Annotated in this window: 18 protein-coding genes; 7 read left to right on the plus strand and 11 right to left on the minus strand. The window is 51.0% G+C overall.

Features of this window, described 5'->3' with window-relative positions; translation table 11 throughout:
- Window positions 1-161: 161 nt before the first annotated feature.
- The 6 genes from holA to GOB58_RS01175 form a co-directional block, all read right to left on the minus strand.
- Window positions 162-1178, minus strand: a complete 1017-nt coding sequence (gene holA / locus GOB58_RS01150; RefSeq protein ID WP_086635186.1) for a DNA polymerase III subunit delta — start codon at window positions 1176-1178, stop codon at window positions 162-164.
- Between the two features lie 43 nt (window positions 1179-1221).
- The gene (locus tag GOB58_RS01155; RefSeq protein WP_233127608.1) at window positions 1222-1866 is read right to left on the minus strand and encodes an LPS assembly lipoprotein LptE; all 645 of its coding nucleotides are present in this window, start codon (window positions 1864-1866) and stop codon (window positions 1222-1224) included.
- 44 nt (window positions 1867-1910) lie between these two features.
- Window positions 1911-4550: a leucine--tRNA ligase gene (gene leuS / locus GOB58_RS01160; RefSeq protein WP_173559103.1), complete on the minus strand. Its 2640-nt coding sequence runs from the start codon at window positions 4548-4550 to the stop codon at window positions 1911-1913.
- A 48-nt stretch (window positions 4551-4598) separates the two neighbouring features.
- On the minus strand, window positions 4599-5144 hold the full coding sequence (locus GOB58_RS01165) for a DUF3576 domain-containing protein (RefSeq protein WP_086554284.1): 546 nt from the start codon (window positions 5142-5144) through the stop codon (window positions 4599-4601).
- Between the two features lie 174 nt (window positions 5145-5318).
- Window positions 5319-6368 carry a lytic transglycosylase domain-containing protein gene (locus GOB58_RS01170; RefSeq protein ID WP_173559104.1) on the minus strand — a complete coding sequence of 350 codons (1050 nt, stop codon included), beginning with the start codon at window positions 6366-6368 and terminating at the stop codon, window positions 5319-5321.
- A gap of 8 nt (window positions 6369-6376) precedes the next feature.
- Entirely contained in the window at window positions 6377-6913 is a 537-nt protein-coding gene (locus GOB58_RS01175) for a DciA family protein (protein WP_173559105.1), read from the minus strand.
- A 10-nt stretch (window positions 6914-6923) separates the two neighbouring features.
- Here GOB58_RS01175 and mutY point away from each other — a divergent pair, with 10 nt between their 5' ends.
- Together mutY and hemH are read left to right on the plus strand one after the other, a co-directional pair.
- Window positions 6924-7988: an A/G-specific adenine glycosylase gene (gene mutY, locus GOB58_RS01180; RefSeq protein ID WP_173559106.1), complete on the plus strand. Its 1065-nt coding sequence runs from the start codon at window positions 6924-6926 to the stop codon at window positions 7986-7988.
- Between the two features lie 59 nt (window positions 7989-8047).
- Window positions 8048-9085, plus strand: coding sequence for a ferrochelatase (hemH, locus tag GOB58_RS01185; RefSeq protein ID WP_173559107.1), 1038 nt, complete (start codon window positions 8048-8050; stop codon window positions 9083-9085).
- A 100-nt stretch (window positions 9086-9185) separates the two neighbouring features.
- Here hemH and nth read toward each other — a convergent pair whose 3' ends face one another.
- Window positions 9186-9878 carry an endonuclease III gene (gene nth / locus GOB58_RS01190; RefSeq protein ID WP_369822919.1) on the minus strand — a complete coding sequence of 231 codons (693 nt, stop codon included), beginning with the start codon at window positions 9876-9878 and terminating at the stop codon, window positions 9186-9188.
- Window positions 9879-10097: 219 nt separating this feature from the next.
- Between nth and GOB58_RS01195 the strand changes: the two genes are divergently transcribed.
- Window positions 10098-11906: an ABC transporter ATP-binding protein gene (locus GOB58_RS01195; RefSeq protein WP_173559108.1), complete on the plus strand. Its 1809-nt coding sequence runs from the start codon at window positions 10098-10100 to the stop codon at window positions 11904-11906.
- Window positions 11907-11961: 55 nt separating this feature from the next.
- Here the strand turns inward: GOB58_RS01195 and pgm are convergent, their stop codons facing one another.
- From pgm to GOB58_RS01215, 4 genes are all read right to left on the minus strand, one after another.
- Window positions 11962-13608: a phosphoglucomutase (alpha-D-glucose-1,6-bisphosphate-dependent) gene (gene pgm / locus GOB58_RS01200; RefSeq protein WP_173559109.1), complete on the minus strand. Its 1647-nt coding sequence runs from the start codon at window positions 13606-13608 to the stop codon at window positions 11962-11964.
- Between the two features lie 175 nt (window positions 13609-13783).
- Window positions 13784-16159 carry a TonB-dependent receptor gene (locus GOB58_RS01205; protein WP_233127612.1) on the minus strand — a complete coding sequence of 792 codons (2376 nt, stop codon included), beginning with the start codon at window positions 16157-16159 and terminating at the stop codon, window positions 13784-13786.
- A 191-nt stretch (window positions 16160-16350) separates the two neighbouring features.
- The gene (locus GOB58_RS01210; RefSeq protein WP_086554292.1) at window positions 16351-16770 is read right to left on the minus strand and encodes an ArsR/SmtB family transcription factor; all 420 of its coding nucleotides are present in this window, start codon (window positions 16768-16770) and stop codon (window positions 16351-16353) included.
- On the minus strand, window positions 16767-17426 hold the full coding sequence (locus GOB58_RS01215; RefSeq protein WP_086635207.1) for a peroxiredoxin: 660 nt from the start codon (window positions 17424-17426) through the stop codon (window positions 16767-16769). Before GOB58_RS01215 ends, GOB58_RS01210 begins: the two co-directional genes overlap by 4 nt.
- A 196-nt stretch (window positions 17427-17622) precedes the next feature.
- Between GOB58_RS01215 and GOB58_RS01220 the strand changes: the two genes are divergently transcribed.
- The 4 genes from GOB58_RS01220 to cydC all read left to right on the plus strand — a co-directional run bounded on the left by GOB58_RS01220 (window position 17623) and on the right by cydC (window position 22969).
- Window positions 17623-18549 (plus strand): MBL fold metallo-hydrolase, encoded by a 927-nt coding sequence (locus GOB58_RS01220; RefSeq protein WP_173559110.1) that lies wholly within the window; start codon window positions 17623-17625, stop codon window positions 18547-18549.
- Between the two features lie 24 nt (window positions 18550-18573).
- A complete protein-coding gene (locus GOB58_RS01225; protein WP_086554294.1) occupies window positions 18574-19362 on the plus strand; it encodes a sulfite exporter TauE/SafE family protein in 789 nt (262 codons plus the stop codon).
- Window positions 19363-19595: 233 nt separating this feature from the next.
- Window positions 19596-21287: a thiol reductant ABC exporter subunit CydD gene (gene cydD / locus GOB58_RS01230; RefSeq protein WP_173559111.1), complete on the plus strand. Its 1692-nt coding sequence runs from the start codon at window positions 19596-19598 to the stop codon at window positions 21285-21287.
- Window positions 21284-22969 (plus strand): thiol reductant ABC exporter subunit CydC, encoded by a 1686-nt coding sequence (gene cydC, locus GOB58_RS01235; RefSeq protein WP_173559112.1) that lies wholly within the window; start codon window positions 21284-21286, stop codon window positions 22967-22969. The genes cydD and cydC overlap by 4 nt, the downstream gene beginning before the upstream one ends.
- Window positions 22970-23001: the final 32 nt, after the last annotated feature.

The raw sequence follows: 23001 nt of genomic DNA on the forward strand, positions 1-23001 counted from the left end.
ACAGCCAACACATGTGAAATAATGACAGATATCGTTCAAAAAAGAACGCATGGTTTTTGTACAACATGCATGTTTCGTCACACTGTTGTACGAATAACGCAATCGTACAATCGTTACGATACCAATACAATCTATTTTTTAGCTAAAAAAGACCCGTGTTCTCAGCGACGTCTGGCGGCCTGAGCCGCCCTCGCGGCCAGTGTAGCGACATAACGCTTACACAGCAGCTGGTCAGGTGCTCCGGTCTGCTTACAGGCAAGTTCAAGAGCCTGCGTCTCTCTCAAAGCCTCAGCCAGAGCTGGCAATGACCAGACATCAAGCGAACGGTTGAAGTCAGCAGTACGTTTAAAAAATACCGGCGGGCGCAGCAGCTTTAATGCATCAGCCCGGTTTGCACCCTCTCTGATTGCCGCCTGTACACGCTGCAGACGATGTAGATGACTTAAAAAAGCCCTTGCCAGAGAAACACAGTTTGTCCCCTCAGCCAGAGCCCGCTCTGTCGCAAGGTCGGCTTCTGCACGCCGTCCTGTTGTCGCAGCAAAAGCAGCATCCTCAGCCGATACGCTGGCTGCATCACCAATACAGGCCTGAATATCATGCAGGGTAAGCTTACCTGTATCAGCTGCATAAAGCGCGAGTTTTTCAACTTCGCTGCGTGCCGCTACACGGTCAGCACTCAACTGCCCTGTCAGCCAGTGCAGGGCATCACGGTCAATGTTGATTTTATGCTGCGCCAGAATACGCGTAATAGTTGCCTCAAGCGAACGCCCCTCCTCAGGGTAACAGCCAAGGCTCGCACAGTCAGGGTGCTTTTCAATAAGAGCTCTGAGACGCGAACGTGAAGGCAGGCCTGGTGCCTCCAGAACAACCAGCGTGTCAGTTTTCATCTCAAGCAGGGCCGTCACAGCCTTCAGTAACGTGTCACCGGCTTCACGCACGCGAACAACCCGCCGTCCCCCCATAAGAGAGAGCGCAGCAGCCTCTTCCTCCAGCCTGTCATGCACAGATTTATCAAGCACAGCAACCAGAAACGGATCATCAACACTACCGGCAACCTGGCGTGTGGCATTCTGCGCATGTTCATAAATCATACCGGTATCTTCACCGTGCAGCAAAATCACACGCCATGCGCCTGGATTTTGCGTAACACGGGAGAGAGAACGTGCATCAATCTTCAAACTGAACGTCTTTCCGGTACAATAACACTCTCAGATATCATAGTTACTGGCTGTTGCCATTGGTTGGTGAACGCCCTGTTGCCATGTTCGGGATAGCATCAGCACCTGCCTCCTCCTGCGGGTCGCCCTGATCCGAATTATTAGGCATTGTATTGACCAGAGGATAATAGGTTTTTGGTCCCTGCTGAGAAGCACCCTGAGCAGGCTTTGTCTGCGTACGAAACCATATTGCAACCTGCTGGGTAATCTGATCACCCAGAGCCTGCGCTACGCGTCCCAGGGCTGTTTCATTATTCATGGTCTGAGCAAAATACTGCTCATAAACAGTGGTATAACCATCGAGTGATGTCGCATCACCCTGAGCCAGCAAAACCGGATGCTCAGCAACCGTCATAAGCTGCCAGTGCGCATGCGCGTTGATACGCGTGCGCCCTGAGGTATTATCCGCATGGATATCAATCGCCTCCTCTCCGAAATATGGCGAAACATACAGCGTATAACCATCAGGGGCCTCAGGGCCGGCTCCTGCCATATTCTGCTGCAGGGCCAGACGAAGCTGCTGACCCGTACGCTCAGGAATATTCGCAACGTAAACACGCTTCAGCTCAGCGCTGACATCTGCCGCCCCTTTCTGGCTTTGCTCCCCATACAACGGCTGAAAACCACACCCGTTAAGGGAAAAAGTCATGCCGGACAGAGCCAGCGCGGAGCAAAAGAGACGGAGATTACGCATTAGCCTGCCGTTACAAAATTGACGATACGATTAGGAACATGCACCCGCTTAACAATACGCTTGCCCTCAAGCAGACGAGCCACATTAGGCTCTGCTTCAGCACGGGCAATCACATCATCTTTATTTTCATCAGGAGCAGCCTCAATCGTGCCACGCAGTTTGCCCATAATCTGCACGGCAATAGTCACCTGCTTTGCTGTCAGCAGCTCCGGGTCGGCTTCCGGCCAGGGCTGAGTTGCCACAACCGGACTGCCAGGCTCAAGCTGAGCAAACATTTCTTCTGCAAGATGCGGCATCATAGGTGCAGACAGGAAACACAGCACACGAGCAGCTTCGCGACGGGCATAGACCATACCAGGCATATCAGCGGCTTTTTCAGCATCAGCCAGAGCTGACGTCAGCTCATGAATACGCGCCACAGCGACGTTAATCACGAATCCTTCAAGCGCTTCTGTTACCGCCGCAACCGTACGGTGTGTCACACGGCGCAGATCATCAGCCTGTGCAGCAATTTCAGCCGGAATATCAGCCTGTACCGGAACAGTCTGCGCCACTGTGCTGACAATGCGGAAAAGACGCTGAGCAAAGCGTGCAGCCCCGGCCACACCGGCTTCAGTCCATTCCATATCCCGCTCAGGCGGGCTGTCAGACAGCACAAACCAGCGTGCCGTATCTGCCCCAAAGCGCTCAATAATGGCTGAAGGAGCCACGGTATTACGCTTTGATTTTGACATCTTCTCAACACGGCCAACCGTTACAGGCTCACCGGTCTCGCGTTTCACTGCACCCTGCCCTGTGATCTCAACCTCTTCAGGATAGAGCCAGTGACCTGAAGCATCCTTATAACTTGCATGACTGACCATGCCCTGAGTGAACAGCCCTGCAAAAGGTTCGCTCAGATTCAGATGCCCTGTTTCTTTCATGGCACGCGTAAAGAAGCGGGCATAAAGCAGATGCAGAATAGCATGCTCAATGCCACCAATATACTGATCAACTGCCAGCCAGCCATCTGCTGCACTGCGCACAGTCGGGGCCTCAGCATGAGGGGCTGTAAAGCGGGCAAAATACCACGAACTGTCTACAAATGTATCGAACGTATCCGTCTCGCGCGTGGCAGGGCTACCGCAGTGCGGGCAGTCAACATGCTTCCATGTCGGGTGATGATCCAGCGGGTTGCCAGGCTTATCAAAGGAGACATCCTCAGGCAGTCTGACCGGCAGCTGAGCATCTGGCACAGGTACAGCACCACAGCTTTCACAATGAATAACAGGTATAGGGCAGCCCCAGTAACGCTGACGGGAGATACCCCAGTCGCGCAGGCGCCAGTTCACCACACCTTTACCAACGCCCATACCTTCAAGGCGGGCTATCGCTTCACGGCGGGCATCCTGTGTGCTCAGCCCGTCAAGAAAGCCTGAATTAATCATTGTGCCATCGCCGGTAAAGGCATGAGCCGCAATACTAAAATCAGCCTGGTCTTTACCTGCTGGCAGCACAACGGGCACAACAGGCAGGTTATATTTATGAGCAAAGTCAAGGTCGCGCTGATCGCCTGACGGACAGCCAAACAACGCACCGGTGCCATAATCGGTCAGTACAAAGTTGGCGATCCAGACCGGAAAATCTTTATCCAGAAACGGGTGTTTAACCCGCAGACCCGTATCAATACCGCGTTTTTCAGCTGTTTCAACAGCTTCTGCTGATGTCCCAAGGCTATGACATTCGGCAATAAAGGCCGCAGCATCCGTATTACTCTGTGCCACCCATGTGGCCAGCGGATGATCGGGCGCAATCGCAAGGAAAGACATCCCAAACAATGTGTCAGGCCGGGTTGTGAATACCTCAACTGCATTCAGGTTGGTGTCGAGACCGGCAGGAGGCGCATGCAAAGCAAACGTCACACGCGCGCCCTCCGAACGACCAATCCAGCGCTCCTGCATAGTGCGCACACGCTCAGGCCAGCGATCAAGAGTTTGCAGCTCGCTAAGCAGGTCATCGGCAAAATCAGTAATTTTAAGGAACCACTGTGACAGCTGTTTTTTCTCAACAGGAGCACCTGAACGCCAGCCCTTGCCATCAACCACCTGCTCATTTGCCAGAACAGTCTGATCAATCGGGTCCCAGTTCACCCAGCTTTCGCGACGGTCAACCAGGCCAGCTTTCATAAAATCAAGAAACAGCTTCTGCTGCTTCCCGTAATATTCAGGCAGGCAGGTCGCAATTTCCCGGTCCCAGTTCAGCGAAAAGCCAAGACGCTGAAGAGTCGTGCGCATAGTCGCAATATTTTTCAGCGTCCATTCCTGCGGGTGTACACCGCGCTCACGCGCTGCATTTTCAGCCGGCAGACCAAAAGCATCCCAGCCCATAGGGTGCAAAACAGCATATCCTCTGGCGCGTTTATAGCGTGCCACCACATCGCCAAGAGCGTAATTGCGCACATGCCCCATATGGAGCTGCCCTGACGGATAAGGAAACATCTCCAGAACATAATATTTAGGTTTATCGGCCGGAGGGGTATCCGGCACGCTGAAAACATCACCGCTGTTCCAGACCTGTTGCCAGTGTGGTTCAACCGTTTCAAAATTATAGGAGATGGCAGAAGAAGCCTGAAGGTCAGATTTGCTGGCGGACTGTGTCATGGAACTCGTACAGATTATCAGAGAAAGAAAAGAGAACGACCTGAGCCGTTAGTTATCGTTATTACCGTTATTTGCGCGCAGTTTACGGGCACGCGCGAGAATACGCGCAGCAATATCTGACGCTGTATTGCCGGCAGCAGGTGTATCAACCCACTGACCATCCTGCTTAATCTGTCGGAAAACTGACAAACGCAGCGCATCAGAGCGAAGGCGGCGATCAAGAATAAACGCCGTAATTTTAAAACGCTCATCCTGAGTTGCAGGCGGCGTGTACCAGTCTGTCAGAATAAGACCACCCTGTGCATCGGCCGTAGCAATAGGCATGAAAGAGAGCGTATCAAGTGAGGCGCGCCACAGATACGCATTCACACCGCCTGCCCTGAGCGTATCTTCCCCCCCCGATGCACCACGGTCTTCCATCGCTAGGTGACTGCGTGGTGACGCAAGGTCACTGGCATTTTTAGGTGAATCTGAGCAGGCCGGCAATGTAGCCAGAGCCAGAAAAGAGGATGCGAGCACCCATGATGAGGCTCTGCGCGGGCTCAGAAAAGCACGACCTGAAACAAGTGAACTGGGCATGAGACGACGGGGCATTGTGTTAATACGGCTCCTTCGGCGCGAGGCGTCGATAGTTCAGGGCCTGCCCTGTAAAATGAAGCAGGCACCGGTTTATGATCACAAGCATAGGCTCATAATGCCTTTCTTACCGTGTCGGAGCAGTCCCGCCAAGCATATGATGCAGTAAGACTGGCCAGGAACAGGATTTTTTCACGGCTGAGAGACAGGTATACACGCTATGCTACGGCGATGCAGAGCCGCACAGACTGAACTAATCTGCGCTTCTGGCACACCAACAAAACGCACACGCCACACAGCAGAGCCGGAGAGACGCTCAATGCGCGTAGCGCTGCCTGCAAGAGCGGGGGCACAGCGACGCGCAAGGTTACTCACAGCCACAGCCCGCTCCTGCGTTGAAAAAGCACCTGCCTGCACAATGCCTGACTCTGAGCTGACAGCAGCCCAGCTGGCCGAAGACGATACAGCCTGGGTCACTGCGACCGGAACTTCAGCTGACGTATACCCGCCTTTAACCGGAGCGGGTGGTGGTAGTGTATCATCTGGCAATGCCGGCGCTACGCCGTAGGCACTCTGAGACGAAGTGCGGGCTGATGCTGTATCTGACACCACCTGCACCGGCATAACCGGCGCCGCAGGAAAAGACAGCGAGGCAGGCTTTAACATAGCCGGGATAGGGTCATTCAGATGAGGTTTAATGGATGCCATGTAGTGCCGGGCATAATCAGGCAGCGAGCTGCCCCGTGACCGGTGATTCTCTGCACATTGTGGCCCGCAGTTATAAGCCGCCAGAAAAAGCGGAGAACCAAACCGGTCTGATAATTCACGAATATAGCCGCTGCCTGCCATAATATTATCATGCGGGTCGTACGGGTCAGAGCCAAGGTGATAACGCCGTGCCAGCTCATGATAGGTATCAGGCTTGATCTGCATCAGTCCCACAGCACCATGCACTGAGCGAATTTTACGCCCGTGCAGATACTGATGACCACCCGACTCCTGCTGCATAACAGCTCTTATCCATGATGGAGGAACAGAGAATCGCTGTGACGCATCAAGAATATACCCGTTCCAGTGATCAACTGCAGACCCGGCTGAGGAACCAGAGGAAGTATTATACGCTGATGTCGTACTGCGATGCCCCGCACAGGCCGAGAGTAAAGCCAGCGACACAAAGCATAGCAGCCGGGATATACCTTTTTTACTACAAAAAAAATCCGGCAGGTGTGGAGGAGCTGGCATGCAGAGTTTCAGCGCCCGTTATCCTGCAATACGCGTGCTCCAAGCGCTTCAAGTGCTGTACGCAAAGGCCCCTCCTCCATATCCGGCAGTTCATAGCGTGGCGGCGGCCGCAGGGAAAATTCAGGGAGCGCCGCAGAACGAGGCTTTTCTGGCTGGGTATCCTGCACAAAACGCAAACGCGATACCAGTGACTGCCCACACCAGGTATTAATACGCGATATCAGACTATCACTCATATACTGTAACTCCATCGCAACAGGCCCTGCGCAGGAAATAAACAGTGTACCTGCCGTAAGACGCTGCGGCCTGGTACGTGCAGCATATGCCGGACCAATAATTTCAGCCCAGTCCGTTATCAGACGCATATTTAAAGAAGAATGACGACGCAAAACAGGCTCTGTCACTGCGGGCAAAAGCGCTGCAAGGCTACGCGCTTTAAATGCCCGCCTTACAGGCTGATCAGCTTTTGGCTCGGCATACCGGCGCGAAGACGTTTTTGTAAAACGTACGGCTTTGGTCTTGTCGGCAGAACTGTCCTTCGTCATAACACTCTCCGTGCAAATACCATCCGCTTATGCCCTCCTTGACTGGTACGACCGTCACCGGCGCACCCTCCCCTGGCGTTCTGACCCTGGTCAGAGTGCTGACCCTTATCATGTCTGGCTGAGCGAGATTATGCTGCAACAGACAACCGTCAAGGCGGTTATACCCTATTACCTGCGTTTTCTCGAAAAATTTCCTACTGTTGAAGCCCTGGCCGCAGCGGAGCGTGATGATGTGCTGGCCGCCTGGGCCGGACTTGGCTATTACTCACGTGCCCGCAACCTGCATGCCTGTGCCGCTGCTGTTGTAGCGCTCGGGGGTTTCCCAGACACCACTGAGGAGCTGCTGAAACTGCCCGGGGTGGGATCCTATACCGCGGCAGCCATAGCAGCCATAGCATTTAATGTGCCGGTAGTACCGGTAGACGGAAATGTTGAACGCATAACCTCCCGTCTGTTCGCTGTAGAATCCCCCCTGCCAGGAGCGAGAAAAGAGCTCACCCACCTGGCACGCGAACTCAACAATGCACAGGAAGCGCAGCAACGCCCCTCTGATTTTGCACAGGCCTTGTTTGACCTCGGTGCCTCTCTGTGCTCACCCCGCTCACCAGCCTGTGGCCTGTGCCCCTGGCAACCGCACTGCGAGGGACAGCGTACAGGCCTGGCTCCGTCCCTGCCCCGGCGTGCTGCCAAAAAAGACAAACCTGTGCGCTATGGTGTGCATTTTCTCGTGCTCGATAATGCTGGCAATATATTACTACGCAAACGCCCTGAGACCGGATTACTTGCCGCAATGACCGAGCTGCCTGGCACAGACTGGCTGGCAACCCCCTGGACATGGCCTGAAGCTGCCAGACATGCCCCCCTGAATACCGGGTGGAAAAAAAGTGATGACGTACAACATGTTTTCACACACTTCACGCTACATCTTCATGTTTATGCCGCACATATAGACAAATTTTCCAACTCGTCCTTAAAGTCAGGGTTTCTGGCACAAAAAAATATGCTCGCTGATGTATCATTGCCATCTGTGATGATGAAATGTATCAGATCCGGGTTAAAAGTTCTCTCACCATAAGTGACATCAGATAACAACCGACACGCGATGTGTCATGCCGTCACAGTCAGGAGGGTTTTATGGTTTTTCACTATATTCCATCACGCCGCACGCATGACCATGCAGACGCGTCTCCCCGGAAACCAGGAATTTTGCTCCTCAACCTGGGAACACCCGAAGATACAGATTATCGATCTGTACGCCGTTATCTTTCAGAATTCCTCTCTGACCGCAGAGTTATTGAAGCCTCTCCTGTCGTATGGAAGCCCATTTTGCAGGGTGTAGTACTGACTGTACGACCAGGAAAAAGCGGTAAAGCCTATAAACGCATATGGGATAAAGAAACCAATGAAAGCCCGCTGCGCCGCTATACGCGCGATCAGGCTGAGGCTCTTGCCAGACGTTTTGAGGCCGATAATGTGCCGGTAGTGTGGGCTATGCGTTATGGCACACCGTCTGTCGCTCAGGGGTTAAAAACCCTGCTTGAGCAAGGGTGTGATCGTATTCTGGCTGTGCCGCTTTATCCACAATACAGTGCAACCACGACAGCCACCGCGAACGATCAGTTTTTTCGTGCACTTATGCGCCTGCGCAATCAGCCTGCGATAAGAACGCTGCCCGCCTTCGCAGACCACCCGACCTATATAAAAGCCCTGGCTGACTCTGTGCGGGATACAATAAGCAAACAGACTGAAGCCCCGCAAATGGTTGTGGCGTCTTTTCATGGTCTGCCCAAAGCCTATATCAACAAAGGCGACAGCTATCTGACTGACTGCATACGCACAATGACAGCCCTGCGCGAAGAACTGGGTATGACCGAAGACATGCTGCCAATGACGTTTCAGTCACGCTTTGGGCCGGCCAAATGGCTGGAACCTGCCACGGCCAGTTTTATTGAGGAACTTCCTGCCAGAGGTATTAAAAATATTGCTGTTATTACACCAGGTTTCATAACTGACTGCATCGAAACCCTGGATGAAATTGGCAATGAAGTATGTGAAGAATTTATAGCTAAAGGTGGAGAGCAGTTTACGCTCATCCCCTGTCTCAACGATAGTCCTGCCTGCATTACCTTACTTGAAGAACTTACCAGGCAGGAGCTGCAAGGCTGGCTTTAAAATACTTTCACACTATTTGGACAAAAACAGCCTGCCTTTTTCAGGCAGGCTAAATCAGACAAACGTGAAACTCTTATACATTATCAAAAAAGATTAATAACTATATTTCCGGCCTGTCAGTTTTATCAGGATAAAGACAGTCATTCGCCGCAACGCAACGCCAGCATTCCGGCTTGCGTGCTTTACACACATAACGCCCCTGCAAAATAAGCCAGTGATGAGAGTCACGAATCATCCGGGTCGGAATAACTTTTTCAAGCTTCTTCTCAACAGCCTCTACGGTTTTGCCACGCCCAAGCCCTGTACGGTTAGCCAGACGAAAAACGTGAGTATCAACCGGCACAGTTGGCTGATGAAATAAAACACTCAGAATAACATTAGCTGTTTTGCGGCCTACACCGGCAAGAGCCTCAAGGTCATCACGCGTGTCAGGCACCTCTCCCCCATGGCGCTCAACCAGCTGACGTGAAAGCTCAACAATATTCCTGGCCTTATTACGCCACAGCCCGATAGTGCGAATATAAGCTCCGGCTTCCTCTTCACTCAGCTGCATCATCACCTGCGGGGTCGGGGCAGCTGCAAACAAGGCAGGAGTCACTTTATTAACGGAAGCATCGGTTGCCTGAGCGGAAAGAACCACTGCGACCAGCAAAGTAAAGGGAGTAGTATAATGAAGCTCAGTCTGCGCATCTGGCCAGGCCCCCTCCAGGTCTTTTAAAAAAACCAGTCGCTCCTCAGCCGTCATATCACGCGGAGCCTGCCCGGCCTGTGGTTTGCTTTTTACCACTTTCATTTTACGGGCACTCACAGCAGAAATTTCCTTATTCGCAGAAACTGCACGCTTACGGGGAGAGGAAGGAGATCGGGCCATACCCTCTTTCTATCGTGCTCTGTCACAAAGTGCCATCATGTGTTGCTTTGTTTGCTAAAAATACTTTTTCTGGTTAGAATTTATATTCATTATGCTCTGACACGCCCCTGCTGTGCGTAACCATTACCTCGGAATTTTGTCATGAATACCCCCTCTTCTGCGGATAATAAAACCGCAGGGAAGCAAAGTCTGTTTGTCGATGTCCTGAAATTTGTCATGCGGCGCTGGCTGGATTTTCCCTGGCCACTCTGGGTCACTGTCATCGGCATTATGTTTGCAACTGTACTTGATGTGCTGATGCCCGTTCTTGCCGGACGCCTGGTCTCTGACGTCGCGCAGCCTGCGGCACAATCCTCCCTCACCCATGATGCTTTATGGATGCTGGTTGCTATGGCAGGTTGCGGCATAGGTAATGTGCTGGGCAAACGTGCGGCCTATCTGGGCATTACCCACCTGACAACACGCGTTATGCAGAAAATTGTTATTGAAGCCTTTGCGCATGTGCAGAGGCTTTCAACCGAGTGGCATGCTAACAGCTTTGCAGGTTCGACTGTCAGAAAACTGACACGCGGCATGTGGGCCGTGGATATGCTGAATGACACGCTGCTGCTTATGCTTATTCCTGAAGCTGTACTGCTGATCATGACAACACTCGTGCTTGCCTGGCACTGGCTGTTTATGGGTATTGTGCTGGGAGTGATTGCCGCCCTTTTTATTGCTTCATCGTGCCTGCTGACACTCAATTATGTTGCCCCCTCTGCCCGTACAGCCAACCAGTGTGACAGTCGCGTGGGTGCTGCTCTGGCAGATGCCATGACCTGCAATGCTGTTGTTAAAGCCTTTGGCGCAGAAACACGTGAGGAAACACGCCTGGAGACAGCTGTTGCAGAATGGAAAAACGCCACATGCCAGACATGGGTACGTGGTACAAACAGCGCCGGCATTCAGAATCTTCTTGTCACCTTAATGCGTATTGCACTGGCAGGCGCCTCTGTCTGGCTATGGCTGACAGGCCGGGCCGGGCCGGGTGACGTAGCTTATATTCTGACCATGACGTTTCTGGTGCAGGGCTATCTGCGCGATATCGGGCAACAGGTTTCCGTTGTTCAGCGTTCAGTCAATGAGATGGAAGAACTGCTTATGCTGTGGCGTATGCCGCCTTCGGTGCAGGACGCCCCACACGCTCTGCCCTTTAAAGCAAAGGCTGGTAAAATTGAATTTGAGCACGTCAGATTTCTTTATGCGGCACAGAAAAAAGAAATTTTTTCTGATCTCTCCGTCACGATTGCGGCCGGAAGTCGTGTCGGGCTTGTTGGCCCGTCCGGCTCTGGCAAGTCAACTTTTACCCGTTTGCTGCAAAGGCTATACGAACCCGATAGCGGACGTATTCTGATTGATGGAATTGATATTACCACAGTGCAGCAATCAACCCTGCGCGCAGAAATTGCGATTGTTCCGCAGGAGCCTATGCTGTTTCACCGCACTCTGGCAGAAAATATTGCCTATGGCCGCCCTGATGCAACACAGGCTGAAATTGAAGAAGCAGCCCGCCTGGCCAATGCCTCTGACTTCATTGCCCGCCTGCCTGATGGTTATAATACTCTTGTTGGGGAGCGTGGTGTTAAACTCTCAGGCGGCGAACGCCAGCGTGTCGCCATTGCCAGGGCTTTTCTGGTCAATACACCTGTGCTGATTATGGATGAAGCCACAGCCAGCCTTGATTCCCGCTCTGAAGTTCTGGTGCAGGAGGCCATGCACAGGCTTATGCAGGGGCGCACTGTTGTGGTCATTGCACACCGCCTCTCTACCGTTGTGGATCTGGATCGTATTCTGGTGTTTGAGCATGGTCATATCGTTGAAGATGGCAGCCACGCTCAGCTAATTCAGCAGGAAAACGGGCTATACCGCCGCCTGTATGAACTCCAGTCCCTGGAAGTGGACCAGCAATAACAAAAACGATAAAATACTGACGGTGCCACCAGTGAACACCGTCAGTTTTATATAATCAGGCTGACAGAACCTTTGTAATGACAGTCTGAGCCTCTTCCTGAATTTCTTTTAAATGTTCAGGACTTTTAAAGCTTTCAGCATAAATTTTATAAACATCTTCTGTGCCGGAAGGACGTGCCGCAAACCAGCCATCAGCTGTTGTTACTTTCAGGCCACCAATCGCGGCACCATTACCTGGTGCTCTGGTCATTCTGGCAGTAATCGCTTCACCTGCGAGGGTCTCACCCGGATATTGCTCTGGCGAAAGTTTAGACAGCCGCACTTTCTGATCGGGTGTCGCTGGCGCATCAATACGCTGATAGTACGGCATGCCAAGGCGCGCGGTCAGCTCATGGTAATGCTGCACCGGGTTTTTGCCGGTTTTTGCGGTAATCTCCGCAGCCAGAAGGCTAAGGATGATCCCATCTTTATCGGTTGTCCAGACCTTACCGTCACGCCGCAGGAAGGTCGCTCCTGCACTTTCTTCCCCTCCGAACCCCAGAGAGCCATCCATCAGACCGGGCACAAACCACTTCAGCCCAACCGGCACCTCAACAAGTTTACGGCCCAGCTCAGCGGCAACACGATCAATCAGACTACTGCTGACCAGTGTTTTACCAATACCCAGTTTCGGGCTCCACTCAGGCCGGTTCTGATAAAGGTATGAAATCGCTACAGCCAGATAATGATTAGGGTTCATCAGCCCATCAGGGCGGGCTACGATACCGTGGCGGTCAGCATCGGTGTCGTTTGCAAAAGCCACATCAAACTTCTCACCCATAGCAATAAGACGCGCCATAGCATAAGGCGACGAGCAGTCCATACGAATCTGCCCATCCCAGTCGGCTGTCATAAAGCCAAACTGCGGGTCTACCTCATTGCTGACAATCGTCGCGTTCAGAGCATATGCATCGACAATGCGCTGCCAGTAGCCAACAGCAGCCCCCCCAAGCGGATCGATGCCAATTTTGATACCTGATTTGCTGATTGCCTGCATATCGATAACAGATTCAAGGTCAGCAACATAAGGTGTGACAAAATCATAACGTGTGACACAGGGCTGCTTTACGGCCTCATCATAAGGCAGGCGTTTAACCTCTTTGAGGTCATTTTCCAGAAAACTGTTAGCCATATCCTGAATGGCTTTTGTAATAGCTGTATCAGCCGGGCCACCATGTGTCGGATTATATTTAAAGCCGCCATCAGCCGGTGGATTATGCGAAGGTGTGATAACAATACCATCAGCCAGACCAGTTGTGCGGTCCTTATTATAAGTCAGAATAGCGTGGGATATAACGGGTGTTGGCGTATAGCCATCATCCTTATCAATGTGAACTCTGATCCCGTGAGCGGCCAGCACCTCAAGCGCTGTGCGCTGTGCCGGTGCTGAAACGGCGTGGCTGTCGATGCCCAGAAATAACGGGCCATCAATACCCTCAGCCTTACGATGACGAGCAATTGCCTCGCACATAGCCAGAATATGATTTTCATTGAAACTGCTGTGCAGCGCACTGCCCCGATGGCCTGATGTTCCGAAAGCAACACGCTGTGTTGCCACTGACGGGTCAGGTTTGCGGTCATAATAAGCCGCAAGCAGAGCTGAAATATCTGTCAGATCTGACGAAGGAAGACACTTTCCTGCCTGTGAACTGATCATGACCATGGGTGTTATAATCCTTAACTCAGAGTAGAATAACCTGAGTGTGATAGAAACACCCCGCAGCCCGGCGGTCTACCCCTCTTTGCACACAATTTTACAGTAATAAAAACGAAACAAAGCAAACAGCAGGTTTTGTATGAGAGGTTTACAATCCCCTCATACAAAATAACAGACTGTTTTAGTAAGTAAAACTCACCTCTCCAAGGAACATACGCCCGGCTGACGGCGTAGCCCTGTTCGAGAACAGGCTCTGATAGTTCAGTCTGTTTGCGAGGTTATACCCGTTCATTGAAATCTTCCAGTGACGGTCAAAGCGGTGAGAGATCATCGCACTGAAATCAAGGTTAGCCGGCACTTTTGCCGTGTTCGTGTTATTCAGCCAGACATGCTGACGCCAGGTTACACCACCGCCGATCATGATATTATAAGGCTTATTAGCGAACGCGTTATACGCCGTCCACAATGTTGCCTGGTTATGGGGCACATATTGCAGATTTTTACCGACTGAAGCAGCCGTAGCAGATGACATAACCTTACTGTCATACAGGGCATATGTTGCTGAAATATTCCAGCCTGGCAGAATAATACCACCCACAGACAGCTCCATCCCCTGGTTTCTCAGACGGTCTGATGAGCCACTGACATTACCAGTCACCGGGTCTGTATAATACGCATTGCCTTTATCAAGACGGAACAGAGAAACCGAAGCGCCGAGCCTGTCATGCAGCAGGCTGTACTTTGCACCTACTTCATAGAGCTGCGCTTTTTCAGGTGCTGCAAAAGAGCTGGTGCCCGGACGAATAGGCACAGACCCGTTTGTTACATACATACCTGTAGGAGTGGTCGAATTTGCCCAGGTGAAATAGTAGGTCTGATGTGCATCAGGCGTAATAATCAGGCTCGCGTTAGGGTTAAAGACCCCTTCAACACTACGCATGTGCTTATCGGGATATTTAGCCGTATCACCACCTGTCAGACTGTACGCCGTCTGCCAGCGGTCCCAGCGGAAGCCGCCTTTAACAGACAGCCAGTCTGTAAACCATATCTGGTCATATAAAAACAGACCCGTATCAAAACCATAACCATTACTATGTGGTTTTGCGCCCAGACCATTAAGGTTTACAAGCCCGCCAGGGTTTGACTCACCGGGTACAAGCCCAAGGTTACCAACATAAGGGTTAGGGTTAACCAGGCTGGCATAGGGCTTTGCTTTTGTATAGGTCGATTGTGAGCGCACATCGTTCACACGCTCAATATCAACACCCGCAACAACCTGATGCCTTAAGAAGCCCGTATGAAAATTGGCGAGCATAGAAGCGACGTTCTGCACAGACCAGCTTCTCTGCTCATAAGGCAATGGCGCGTAAAATGTACCGGCACCCAGGCCGGCACCGGCTCCCGTCGGGCCTGAACGCGCAACAAGAGCGGCCGCCGGGTCACCATTGAAATAATTATTCACACAGGTTGTATCGCAGGTCGCTTTAGACGCTGCGAATGTACGATAATACTGACCACCACGCAGATCGTCATAAAAAGTAATATGACGATTAAGCTTATAGGTAAAACGTGCTGTTTCCATATTATCATTGGTCGCATTCTGATCGTTATCAGTGCCATACCAGTTCGTGCGTCTTATACCGTATTCAGTAATCGGCTTAGCAACAGATGTTCCCGGTTTTGTAACAACAGGAACACCAAAGTCAGGAATAGAATTTTCCTGCTGGTGCATATACTGCAAAATCAGCGTTGCGCGCTTACCAAGACCAAATGCTATTGATGGCGCAACACCCCAGCGATGTGAATAAATGAAGTCACGCCCGACAACATTATTTTCGCTGCCCATACCCGTGATACGGATGGCTGTAGAATCATCAAGCTTCTGGTTAAAGTCGAGCGTGCCACGGTAAAAACTGCCTGAACCGCCTGTAAACTCTGCTGCGTAACGGTTATCAAGGCCTGGGGTTTTAGTGGTCATGTTAATAGCACCACCTGTCGTGCCATTACCAAACACTTCAGAAGACGGCCCCTTAATCACCGACACCGATTCATAATCAAATGAATCACGTGAATACACACCGAAATCTCTCAGACCATCTTCATAAATATCATTCTGAGCCTGGAAACCTCTGATCAGAAACTGGTCGCCATTCATGCCACCCGCACCCTCACCGATAGAAGCTGTAACGCCGGGTACATTACGCAGGGCTTCAGTCAGTGATTTAACGTTTTGCTGACGCATCAGCACCTGAGGCACCACGTTAATGTTTTGTGGTGTGTGCATCACATCCTGCGGAAGACGGGACATCCCGAGAGACTGATGCATCGTATTAAAGCCGTGCCCTGTGACAGTCAGCCTTTCTTCTTCACCGGCAATACCTTCTTCCTGCGGGGCAGCTACATTTTTTTTTGCAACTTTGTGAGCATGGGCGCGTTTAACATCACGCTTTTTATCAATTTTTGCAGCATCATTGCTGGCAGCTACAGCCTGCACAGAAAACAAAAGGGCACCAATACACGATACTGGTGCCAGATAACCCCGTTTTATCTCACTCATCCTACCCGCCTCAGAAAGCAAACACATCTCTAATTTCTGATGCAGGCCTTAGCAAATAATGATAATCATTTGCAACTAGCGAAGTTGAGAGTTTTTCGCAGAGACTAAACTTCCGCCACAATCCGTTGCAAAATTAACACGGCTATCACTGACCTGGCAGATTTATCTGAATATCAGCAGAAACTGACAATTCATTTTTTAGAAGGAGAGCAAATATATGCAAACTGCGCCCCTCCTCCGCCATTTTTATGAACTGACTGAGTGGCCGGCATCGCAGGAGAAGTTGCCGGCTGAACCTGCGGCAAAACCGTATCCTGATCAGCTCGTAAAAGACCAATCAGGGCGCGCGCCCTCCGCTCTTCCTCTCTGCTGGCCAGACTATAATAAATAGCCCTGGACTCACGACGCGGCACTATAATGTCCGCCCGACGCAATGTACCCAGCTGCTGGCTTAGCGTCGGCTGGCCTATACCAGTGCGTACTTCAAGTTCACTTACAGCAAGGGGACCTCCTCTAAGCAGCACATCGACAATAATGAGGCGCTGTGGCTGAGCAAACAATTTAAGACGCTCGACAACAAGCCTGGCTTCTTCCAGCAGCAGCGGTGTCATTTTTTCTGTTCCCCTTCCATTTTCATAAACCATTCCGGGCCAATAGCTGTGATTTCCTGCTGCACCTGAACCTGCGGCTGCAAAACATCATCTCCGGGCTGCCAGCCTTCAGGTGTCAGAGCATCCCCCCCGGCGACTCTCTGCAAAGCCTGCAAAAGCCGCAGCATCTCCTGCACACAGCGCCCTACGGCATAAGGGTACCATGTCATAGCCTGCACAACGCCATCAGGATCAATCATATAAACCGCCCTGACCGTAACACTATTCTGTGATGAGCTATCAAGCATGCCATACGCGCGGGCAATCGCCATTGAAGGATCTTCAATGATAGGAAATGGAATCTCCACCCCAAAACGTTCTCTGATCGATTCGACCCACGCAATATGCGAAGGAAGACTATCAACAGAAACACCAAGTAATACACAGTTAAGAGCAGAGAACTGCGGCGTCATACGCGCCAGAGTAATAAACTCGCTTGTGCAGACAGGGGTAAAATCAGCCGGATGCGCAAAAAGCATCACCCATTTCCCACGCAATGCACTTAGCGTAAGCTGGCCATGATTGGTTCTGGCAACAAAATCCGGTGCCAGCTCACCTATTCTGAGAGACGAGCCTGAATGATAAAGAGGGCATGTGTCCTGTAAACTGTCATTCATACGGCGTCCTTCGTTCATCTTAAACTTAATATCTTTTAGCTTTTACTCAGGAAGTGTACCATCACAAGAGATTTTCTGTATATTGCTACAGGAGATTTTCTTAACCACCATAACATCTCCTTGACGGAGCATGTTTTACTCTTTAAAAACACTAAAATACATACTTAATTTAATTCTTTAACTAAGGATGCTTCTGATGACAGATACCTCTCTGAATTTAGCAGCCAGCCAGATTCTTAATGCACTTGCAAACAATGAGCTGCGCCCGGTTGTCAGAACATTCTTTGACCAGGCAACATTTACAGCCAGCCACGTTGTGCACGACCCGTCAACAAAATCTGCAGCCATCATTGACAGCGTACTCGACTATGACCCCGCTTCGGGGCGCACCAGTTTCAGTTCAGCACAGAATATTGTCAGCTACGTCAAAGAAAATGACCTGCACATTGAATGGCAGCTCGAAACCCATGCCCACGCAGACCACCTTTCAGCAGCCCCCTGGCTGCAGGAGCAGCTTGGCGGAGAACTGGGAATAGGCGCTCAGATCATCACCGTTCAGGAAGTATTTGGTAAAATCTTTAATGCTGATACGCGCTTTGCACGCGACGGCTCTCAGTTTGATAAACTATTTCATGATGGCAATCAGTTCAGAATTGGCAATCTGAATGTTACCGTTCTGCACGTTCCGGGTCATACACCAGCAGATATGGCCTTTGTTATTGGCGATGCCGCTTTTATTGGCGACACTCTGTTTATGCCTGATTATGGCACTGCCCGCGCAGATTTTCCCGGAGGCAACGCGACGACTTTGTTCCGCTCCATCCGCCGCCTGCTCTCTCTGCCCGGTAAAACCCGTGTTTTTCTATGCCATGATTATAAAGCTGAAGGCCGTGATCAGTTTGCCTGGGAAACAACAATTGAGGCAGAACGGGCACACAACATCCATGTGCACGACGGCATTACGGAAGAAAATTTCGTTAAAATGCGTACTAACCGCGATGCTACACTCAACCTGCCAACCCTCATCATGCCCTCAGTCCAGGTGAATATACGCGGCGGTCATATGCCTGAACCAGATGATAACGGCACCAGCTATATCAAAATTCCTGTTAATAAACTTTAATTTCAAGAACTATATACCGTTAGCATGACCGCCCCCTTCTTCCATATTCTTCTTGAAATTTTTTCAGGAACACTCGTTGGATTCACCCTGGGACTCATCGGCGGAGGCGGCTCAATTCTGGCTGTCCCGTTAATGGTTTACCTTGTCGGGGTCTCAAACCCGCACGTTGCCCTGGGCACCAGCGCGCTTGCCGTAGCGCTCAACGCTCTGGTTGGCCTCGCACAGCATGCAAAACAGGGCACCGTAAAATGGCGCTGCGCTGCAATCTACGCATCATGCGGCATCCTTGGTGCTTTTGCAGGAGCAGCGGCAGGAAAAGCCGTTAACGGGCAACACCTTCTGCTCTGCTTTGCAATACTTATGGTGATCGTTGGCGGCATCATGCTGCACGGCAGACGCAAAACCGGCACCCCGGGAGCAAGCTGCAACCGCCATAATATCGGGAAAGTTGCCGGATTTGGTATTGGCACAGGCATACTGTCTGGCTTTTTTGGTATTGGCGGCGGCTTTCTGATTGTTCCTGGCCTGGTGGCCTCAACAAATATGCCTATTCTTAACGCTGTTGGCACATCTCTTGTCGCGGTGGCTGCATTTGGGCTTACAACCGCTGTCAGCTACATGCTCTCAGGCTATATAGACTGGCAACTTGCAGCACTCTTTGTTCTGGGGGGTGCACTTGGCAGCGTTGGCGGAATGCGCCTTGCCAGACGCATGGCCGGCAAAAGCGGGCAACTGACAACATTATTTGCCTGTATTATTTTTATGGTTGCTGCCTACATGATCTGGCAGGGTGTAAGTGCATTATCATTTTAATTAACAATATGTTACACTTTACCTTACTGCACTTTAAAAACAAAAATAGTACTTGCATGTAACCAAAAAACTTAACAAAATAATAAAAGTCGATTTTTTATCGAAACATTAGCCCCTGGCAACAGTTTATGACAGCGCCTGCCTGGCCGTTAATTTTTAATTATTTTATTTATTTATTTATTTATTTATTAAATTATAATACCATTATGGTCTGTTTTACAGGATGGCTCTCCATGCAAGCGACTCAGCAACAAACAGGATCATATCTCAAAGACCTGACACGCCGGGCCCGCACATGGCTGATGCTTTCTGCTGCAACCAGCAGCATTGCCTGTATACTCTTCATTTTACAGCTCTGCGCTCTTGCCGCTCTTGTCGATAATCTGACATTCAAAGGGCAGCCTCTCGACACATCAGTTACAGACTGCATCATCATTCTTGCTCTCTCTGTCAGCAGTTTTATTTTTCAGTGGCTGGCAGATATGACCGGCAAAGAAGGAGGGCTGCACATCAGCGCTTCCGTTCAGCGCGATGCCCTCATTCATCTGACCAAAGCCGGCCCTGCAGGGTGCGCCAAACAACCAGCCGGGCAGCTTATCACCACCATGACAGAAGCTGCCGAAGCGCTTGAGCCTTATTTTTCACAATATATTCCACGCGCGGTCATGATGGTCGTGCTCCCCATAGTGATTCTTGGCATTGTGTTTCACTTTGATATCTGGAGCTTTGTAATTCTGGCCTGCACCGGGCCTCTTATTCCTTTTTTTATGGTTCTGGTCGGCTACAGCGCACAAAGCATAATGGACCGCCAGTGGACACAGCTTGTGCTGATGGGGTCATCCTTCCTTGACTCTTTGCGGGGGCTCATGACCCTGCGCCTGAATGGACAGACAACGAACAGTATCACCCGTCTTGAACGTCAGACCGAAGCACACCGCCATGCAACATTTTCTGTCATGCGCGTCGCTTTTCTGACATCTGCAACTCTCGAATTTTTTGCCAGCCTTTCTGTCGCGATGGTTGCAGTTATCTTTGGCTCTCGCCTGCTGGCCGGCACTGCTGATTTTCGTTCAGCCTTTATTGTTCTGGTCCTGGCACCTGAATATTTCATTCCTCTGCGCAATTTCTCATCCAGCTATCACGCCAGACAAAATGCTATGGCCGCAGCAAAACAACTCCAGACCCTTTTTACTCTGCCTGAATATGCGGTCGCGCGTCAAAGCGCCTCAGAACCTGTGTCATCAGCAGCACCTGTTACGATGCTAAAGCTTAATGATATTTCTGCATCTTATGAAAAAGCACTTATCCTGAAGCAGATCAGTGCAGAAATAAGAAAAGGACAGCTCACTGCAGTGAGTGGCGAAAGTGGCAGCGGTAAAACCACATTACTCTATACTTTAATGGGTTTTTTACCTCTCCGTTCAGGTTCTGTTGCAGCATACGATGCTGGAGGGGCACAACACCCCCTGACAGAAGAAAACATAGCATGGGTTCCCCAGCGCCCGCTTATGGCCTTTGGCAGCATTGCTGACAACCTGCGCCTGGGCGCACCGGAAGCCACTGATGATGACCTGAAAAATGCCACGCGGCAGGCTGGGATTTTCGATTTCATCATGACACTGCCAGAAGGCTTTAATACTCAGGCCGGTGAACGGGGCGCCCGTCTTTCCGGCGGGCAGATCAGACGCCTCAGCCTGGCCCGGGCCCTGTTGCGTAACCCCGATATACTCTGCCTGGATGAACCAACAGCGAACCTTGATCCCGATACTGCTGACACCATTATTGAGATGCTGAAAAGCTGTGCGAAAACGCGCATCGTTCTTGTCGCTACACATGATCAAAAACTCATTTCTGCAGCGCAACAGGTTTTACATATCAACGAAAATGGCAGTCTCTCCGCACTTACTGAGAAGGCAGTCGCATGATCCCCCTGCGTCGTCTGCCTTCACTCACAAAATCCGTCCGGCTTTACATGATATTTGGCATAGCGCTGGCGTGTCTTGCCGCACTGGCAAGCTTTGGGTTGCTCTTTTTATCAGGGTGGTTGCTGGCCGGAGCTGCTGTAGCAGGCATAAGCGGAGTTGCTGCACAACAGGCTTTTAATATTTTGCTACCCGCGACAGGTGTGCGCTTCTTTGCAATGCTGCGCATTCTCTCGCGCTATGGTGAGAAACTTATCACTCATGATGGTGCCTTGAGAGTTATGGGCCAGCTGCGTAGCTGGTGCTACCACTGCCTGGCACCACAGGCGCCTGCAGGGCTGCATAACCGCCGGGGAGGTGACCTGCTTTCACGCTTTGTAACTGACACCGACCTGATAGGGCAGCATTATACCAGCACTTTGTTGCCTTATATCAGAGCAGTCGTCTGCGGCAGCCTGTTCGTGCTCATAATGGCTATTTTTTCTCCACAGGCAGCGTTGTGCCTTGCAACGGGACTACTCTTCAGTGGCCTGATCCTGCCTTATATTACCGGCCTGATTGCTGACCGGCTGGCAGTCACCCTGACTACCCTCCACAGTCAGAACCGTACCGACCTGGCCGACCTGATTGCTGCAACAGGTGAATATCTGGCGCCTGCCGCCACCCGCCATCTGCACATACAGTTTACTGAAAAGCAGCTCAAACTTAATCGTTCACATCGCCTTATGGCCGCCACCGAAAGTGCCGCCCGCGGGTTAACGACACTATGCACCACGGTGACAAGCCTTGCTGTTCTTCTTGTCGCAACAAATTCTTTTCATAAAAACTACCTGTCATTACCAGAAGTGCCCATGCTGGTTCTGGGGTGTCTTACCGCATTTGACATCATCACTCCTCTGCCTGCGGCCAGGCAACTGCTAAGCCGCACAAAGCTCGCAGCACAACGACTATATGATGCCTGTATGACCCCCCCTCTTGTGGCAGCTCCCATTCACCCGGTTCATCCTGACAATGCCGATTTTCTGGAAATTTCTAATCTTTCATTCCGCTACCCCGGGTCAGAACAGTGGATCTTTCGGCATGCCAGCCTGAATATCCAAAAAGGAGAACGTGTTGCACTGATCGGCCCCTCTGGCACCGGGAAAAGTTCTCTCATTCAAATTCTTTTTCGCTTCTACCCTTTTGAAGCAGGCAGCTGTCATTTAGGTGAGCATGATATCTGCGATATGCAAAGCGAAACACTGGCTGAAAAAATCAGTGTTGCTCCACAGAATTTTCACCTTTTTAATGGCACGGTTCGTGACAACATGCTTCTGGCAAGCCCACAGGCAACTGAAGCCGACATAATGCAGGCGCTGCAAACTGCAGGCCTGACAGACTGGCTTAACAATACACCACATGGACTGGAAACTGCCGTTGGTAACGAAGGTTTTCAGATATCAGGAGGTCAGGCGAGAAGGCTCTGCCTCGCACAGATACTACTGCGCAAAACCCCATGGCTCATTCTCGATGAGCCTACAGAAGGGCTTGATGCAGAAACGGAAAAGACTGTTCTGACAAACCTCATACAGGCAAGGCCGGATATGACACTGATCTGCATAACTCACAGACGATCAGTTCTGCCGTTTATGACCAGAGCGATTCAGATCAGAAACGGTCAGTTTCATCCGGCAGAGGAGATATAATCATGCCTTAAAAAATATTGTTTTTTATGATT

This window comes from Acetobacter thailandicus, from assembly GCF_011516655.1.
In the GTDB taxonomy this organism is placed as follows: domain Bacteria; phylum Pseudomonadota; class Alphaproteobacteria; order Acetobacterales; family Acetobacteraceae; genus Acetobacter; species Acetobacter thailandicus.

Excerpts from the sequence above, each read along its gene's own strand:
- GOB58_RS01220 (WP_173559110.1), top strand. The coding sequence starts at position 17,623 with ATGACAGATACCTCTCTGAATTTAGCAGCCAGCCAGATTCTTAATGCA.
- GOB58_RS01205 (WP_233127612.1), bottom strand. The coding sequence starts at position 16,159 with ATGAGTGAGATAAAACGGGGTTATCTGGCACCAGTATCGTGTATTGGT.
- cydD (WP_173559111.1), top strand. The coding sequence starts at position 19,596 with ATGCAAGCGACTCAGCAACAAACAGGATCATATCTCAAAGACCTGACA.
- GOB58_RS01215 (WP_086635207.1), bottom strand. The coding sequence starts at position 17,426 with ATGAATGACAGTTTACAGGACACATGCCCTCTTTATCATTCAGGCTCG.
- pgm (WP_173559109.1), bottom strand. The coding sequence starts at position 13,608 with ATGGTCATGATCAGTTCACAGGCAGGAAAGTGTCTTCCTTCGTCAGAT.
- GOB58_RS01175 (WP_173559105.1), bottom strand. The coding sequence starts at position 6,913 with ATGACGAAGGACAGTTCTGCCGACAAGACCAAAGCCGTACGTTTTACA.
- nth (WP_369822919.1), bottom strand. The coding sequence starts at position 9,878 with ATGAAAGTGGTAAAAAGCAAACCACAGGCCGGGCAGGCTCCGCGTGAT.
- GOB58_RS01195 (WP_173559108.1), top strand. The coding sequence starts at position 10,098 with ATGAATACCCCCTCTTCTGCGGATAATAAAACCGCAGGGAAGCAAAGT.
- GOB58_RS01155 (WP_233127608.1), bottom strand. The coding sequence starts at position 1,866 with ATGACTTTTTCCCTTAACGGGTGTGGTTTTCAGCCGTTGTATGGGGAG.
- cydC (WP_173559112.1), top strand. The coding sequence starts at position 21,284 with ATGATCCCCCTGCGTCGTCTGCCTTCACTCACAAAATCCGTCCGGCTT.
- GOB58_RS01225 (WP_086554294.1), top strand. The coding sequence starts at position 18,574 with ATGACCGCCCCCTTCTTCCATATTCTTCTTGAAATTTTTTCAGGAACA.
- GOB58_RS01165 (WP_086554284.1), bottom strand. The coding sequence starts at position 5,144 with ATGCCCCGTCGTCTCATGCCCAGTTCACTTGTTTCAGGTCGTGCTTTT.
- GOB58_RS01170 (WP_173559104.1), bottom strand. The coding sequence starts at position 6,368 with ATGCCAGCTCCTCCACACCTGCCGGATTTTTTTTGTAGTAAAAAAGGT.
- leuS (WP_173559103.1), bottom strand. The coding sequence starts at position 4,550 with ATGACACAGTCCGCCAGCAAATCTGACCTTCAGGCTTCTTCTGCCATC.
- hemH (WP_173559107.1), top strand. The coding sequence starts at position 8,048 with ATGGTTTTTCACTATATTCCATCACGCCGCACGCATGACCATGCAGAC.
- GOB58_RS01210 (WP_086554292.1), bottom strand. The coding sequence starts at position 16,770 with ATGACACCGCTGCTGCTGGAAGAAGCCAGGCTTGTTGTCGAGCGTCTT.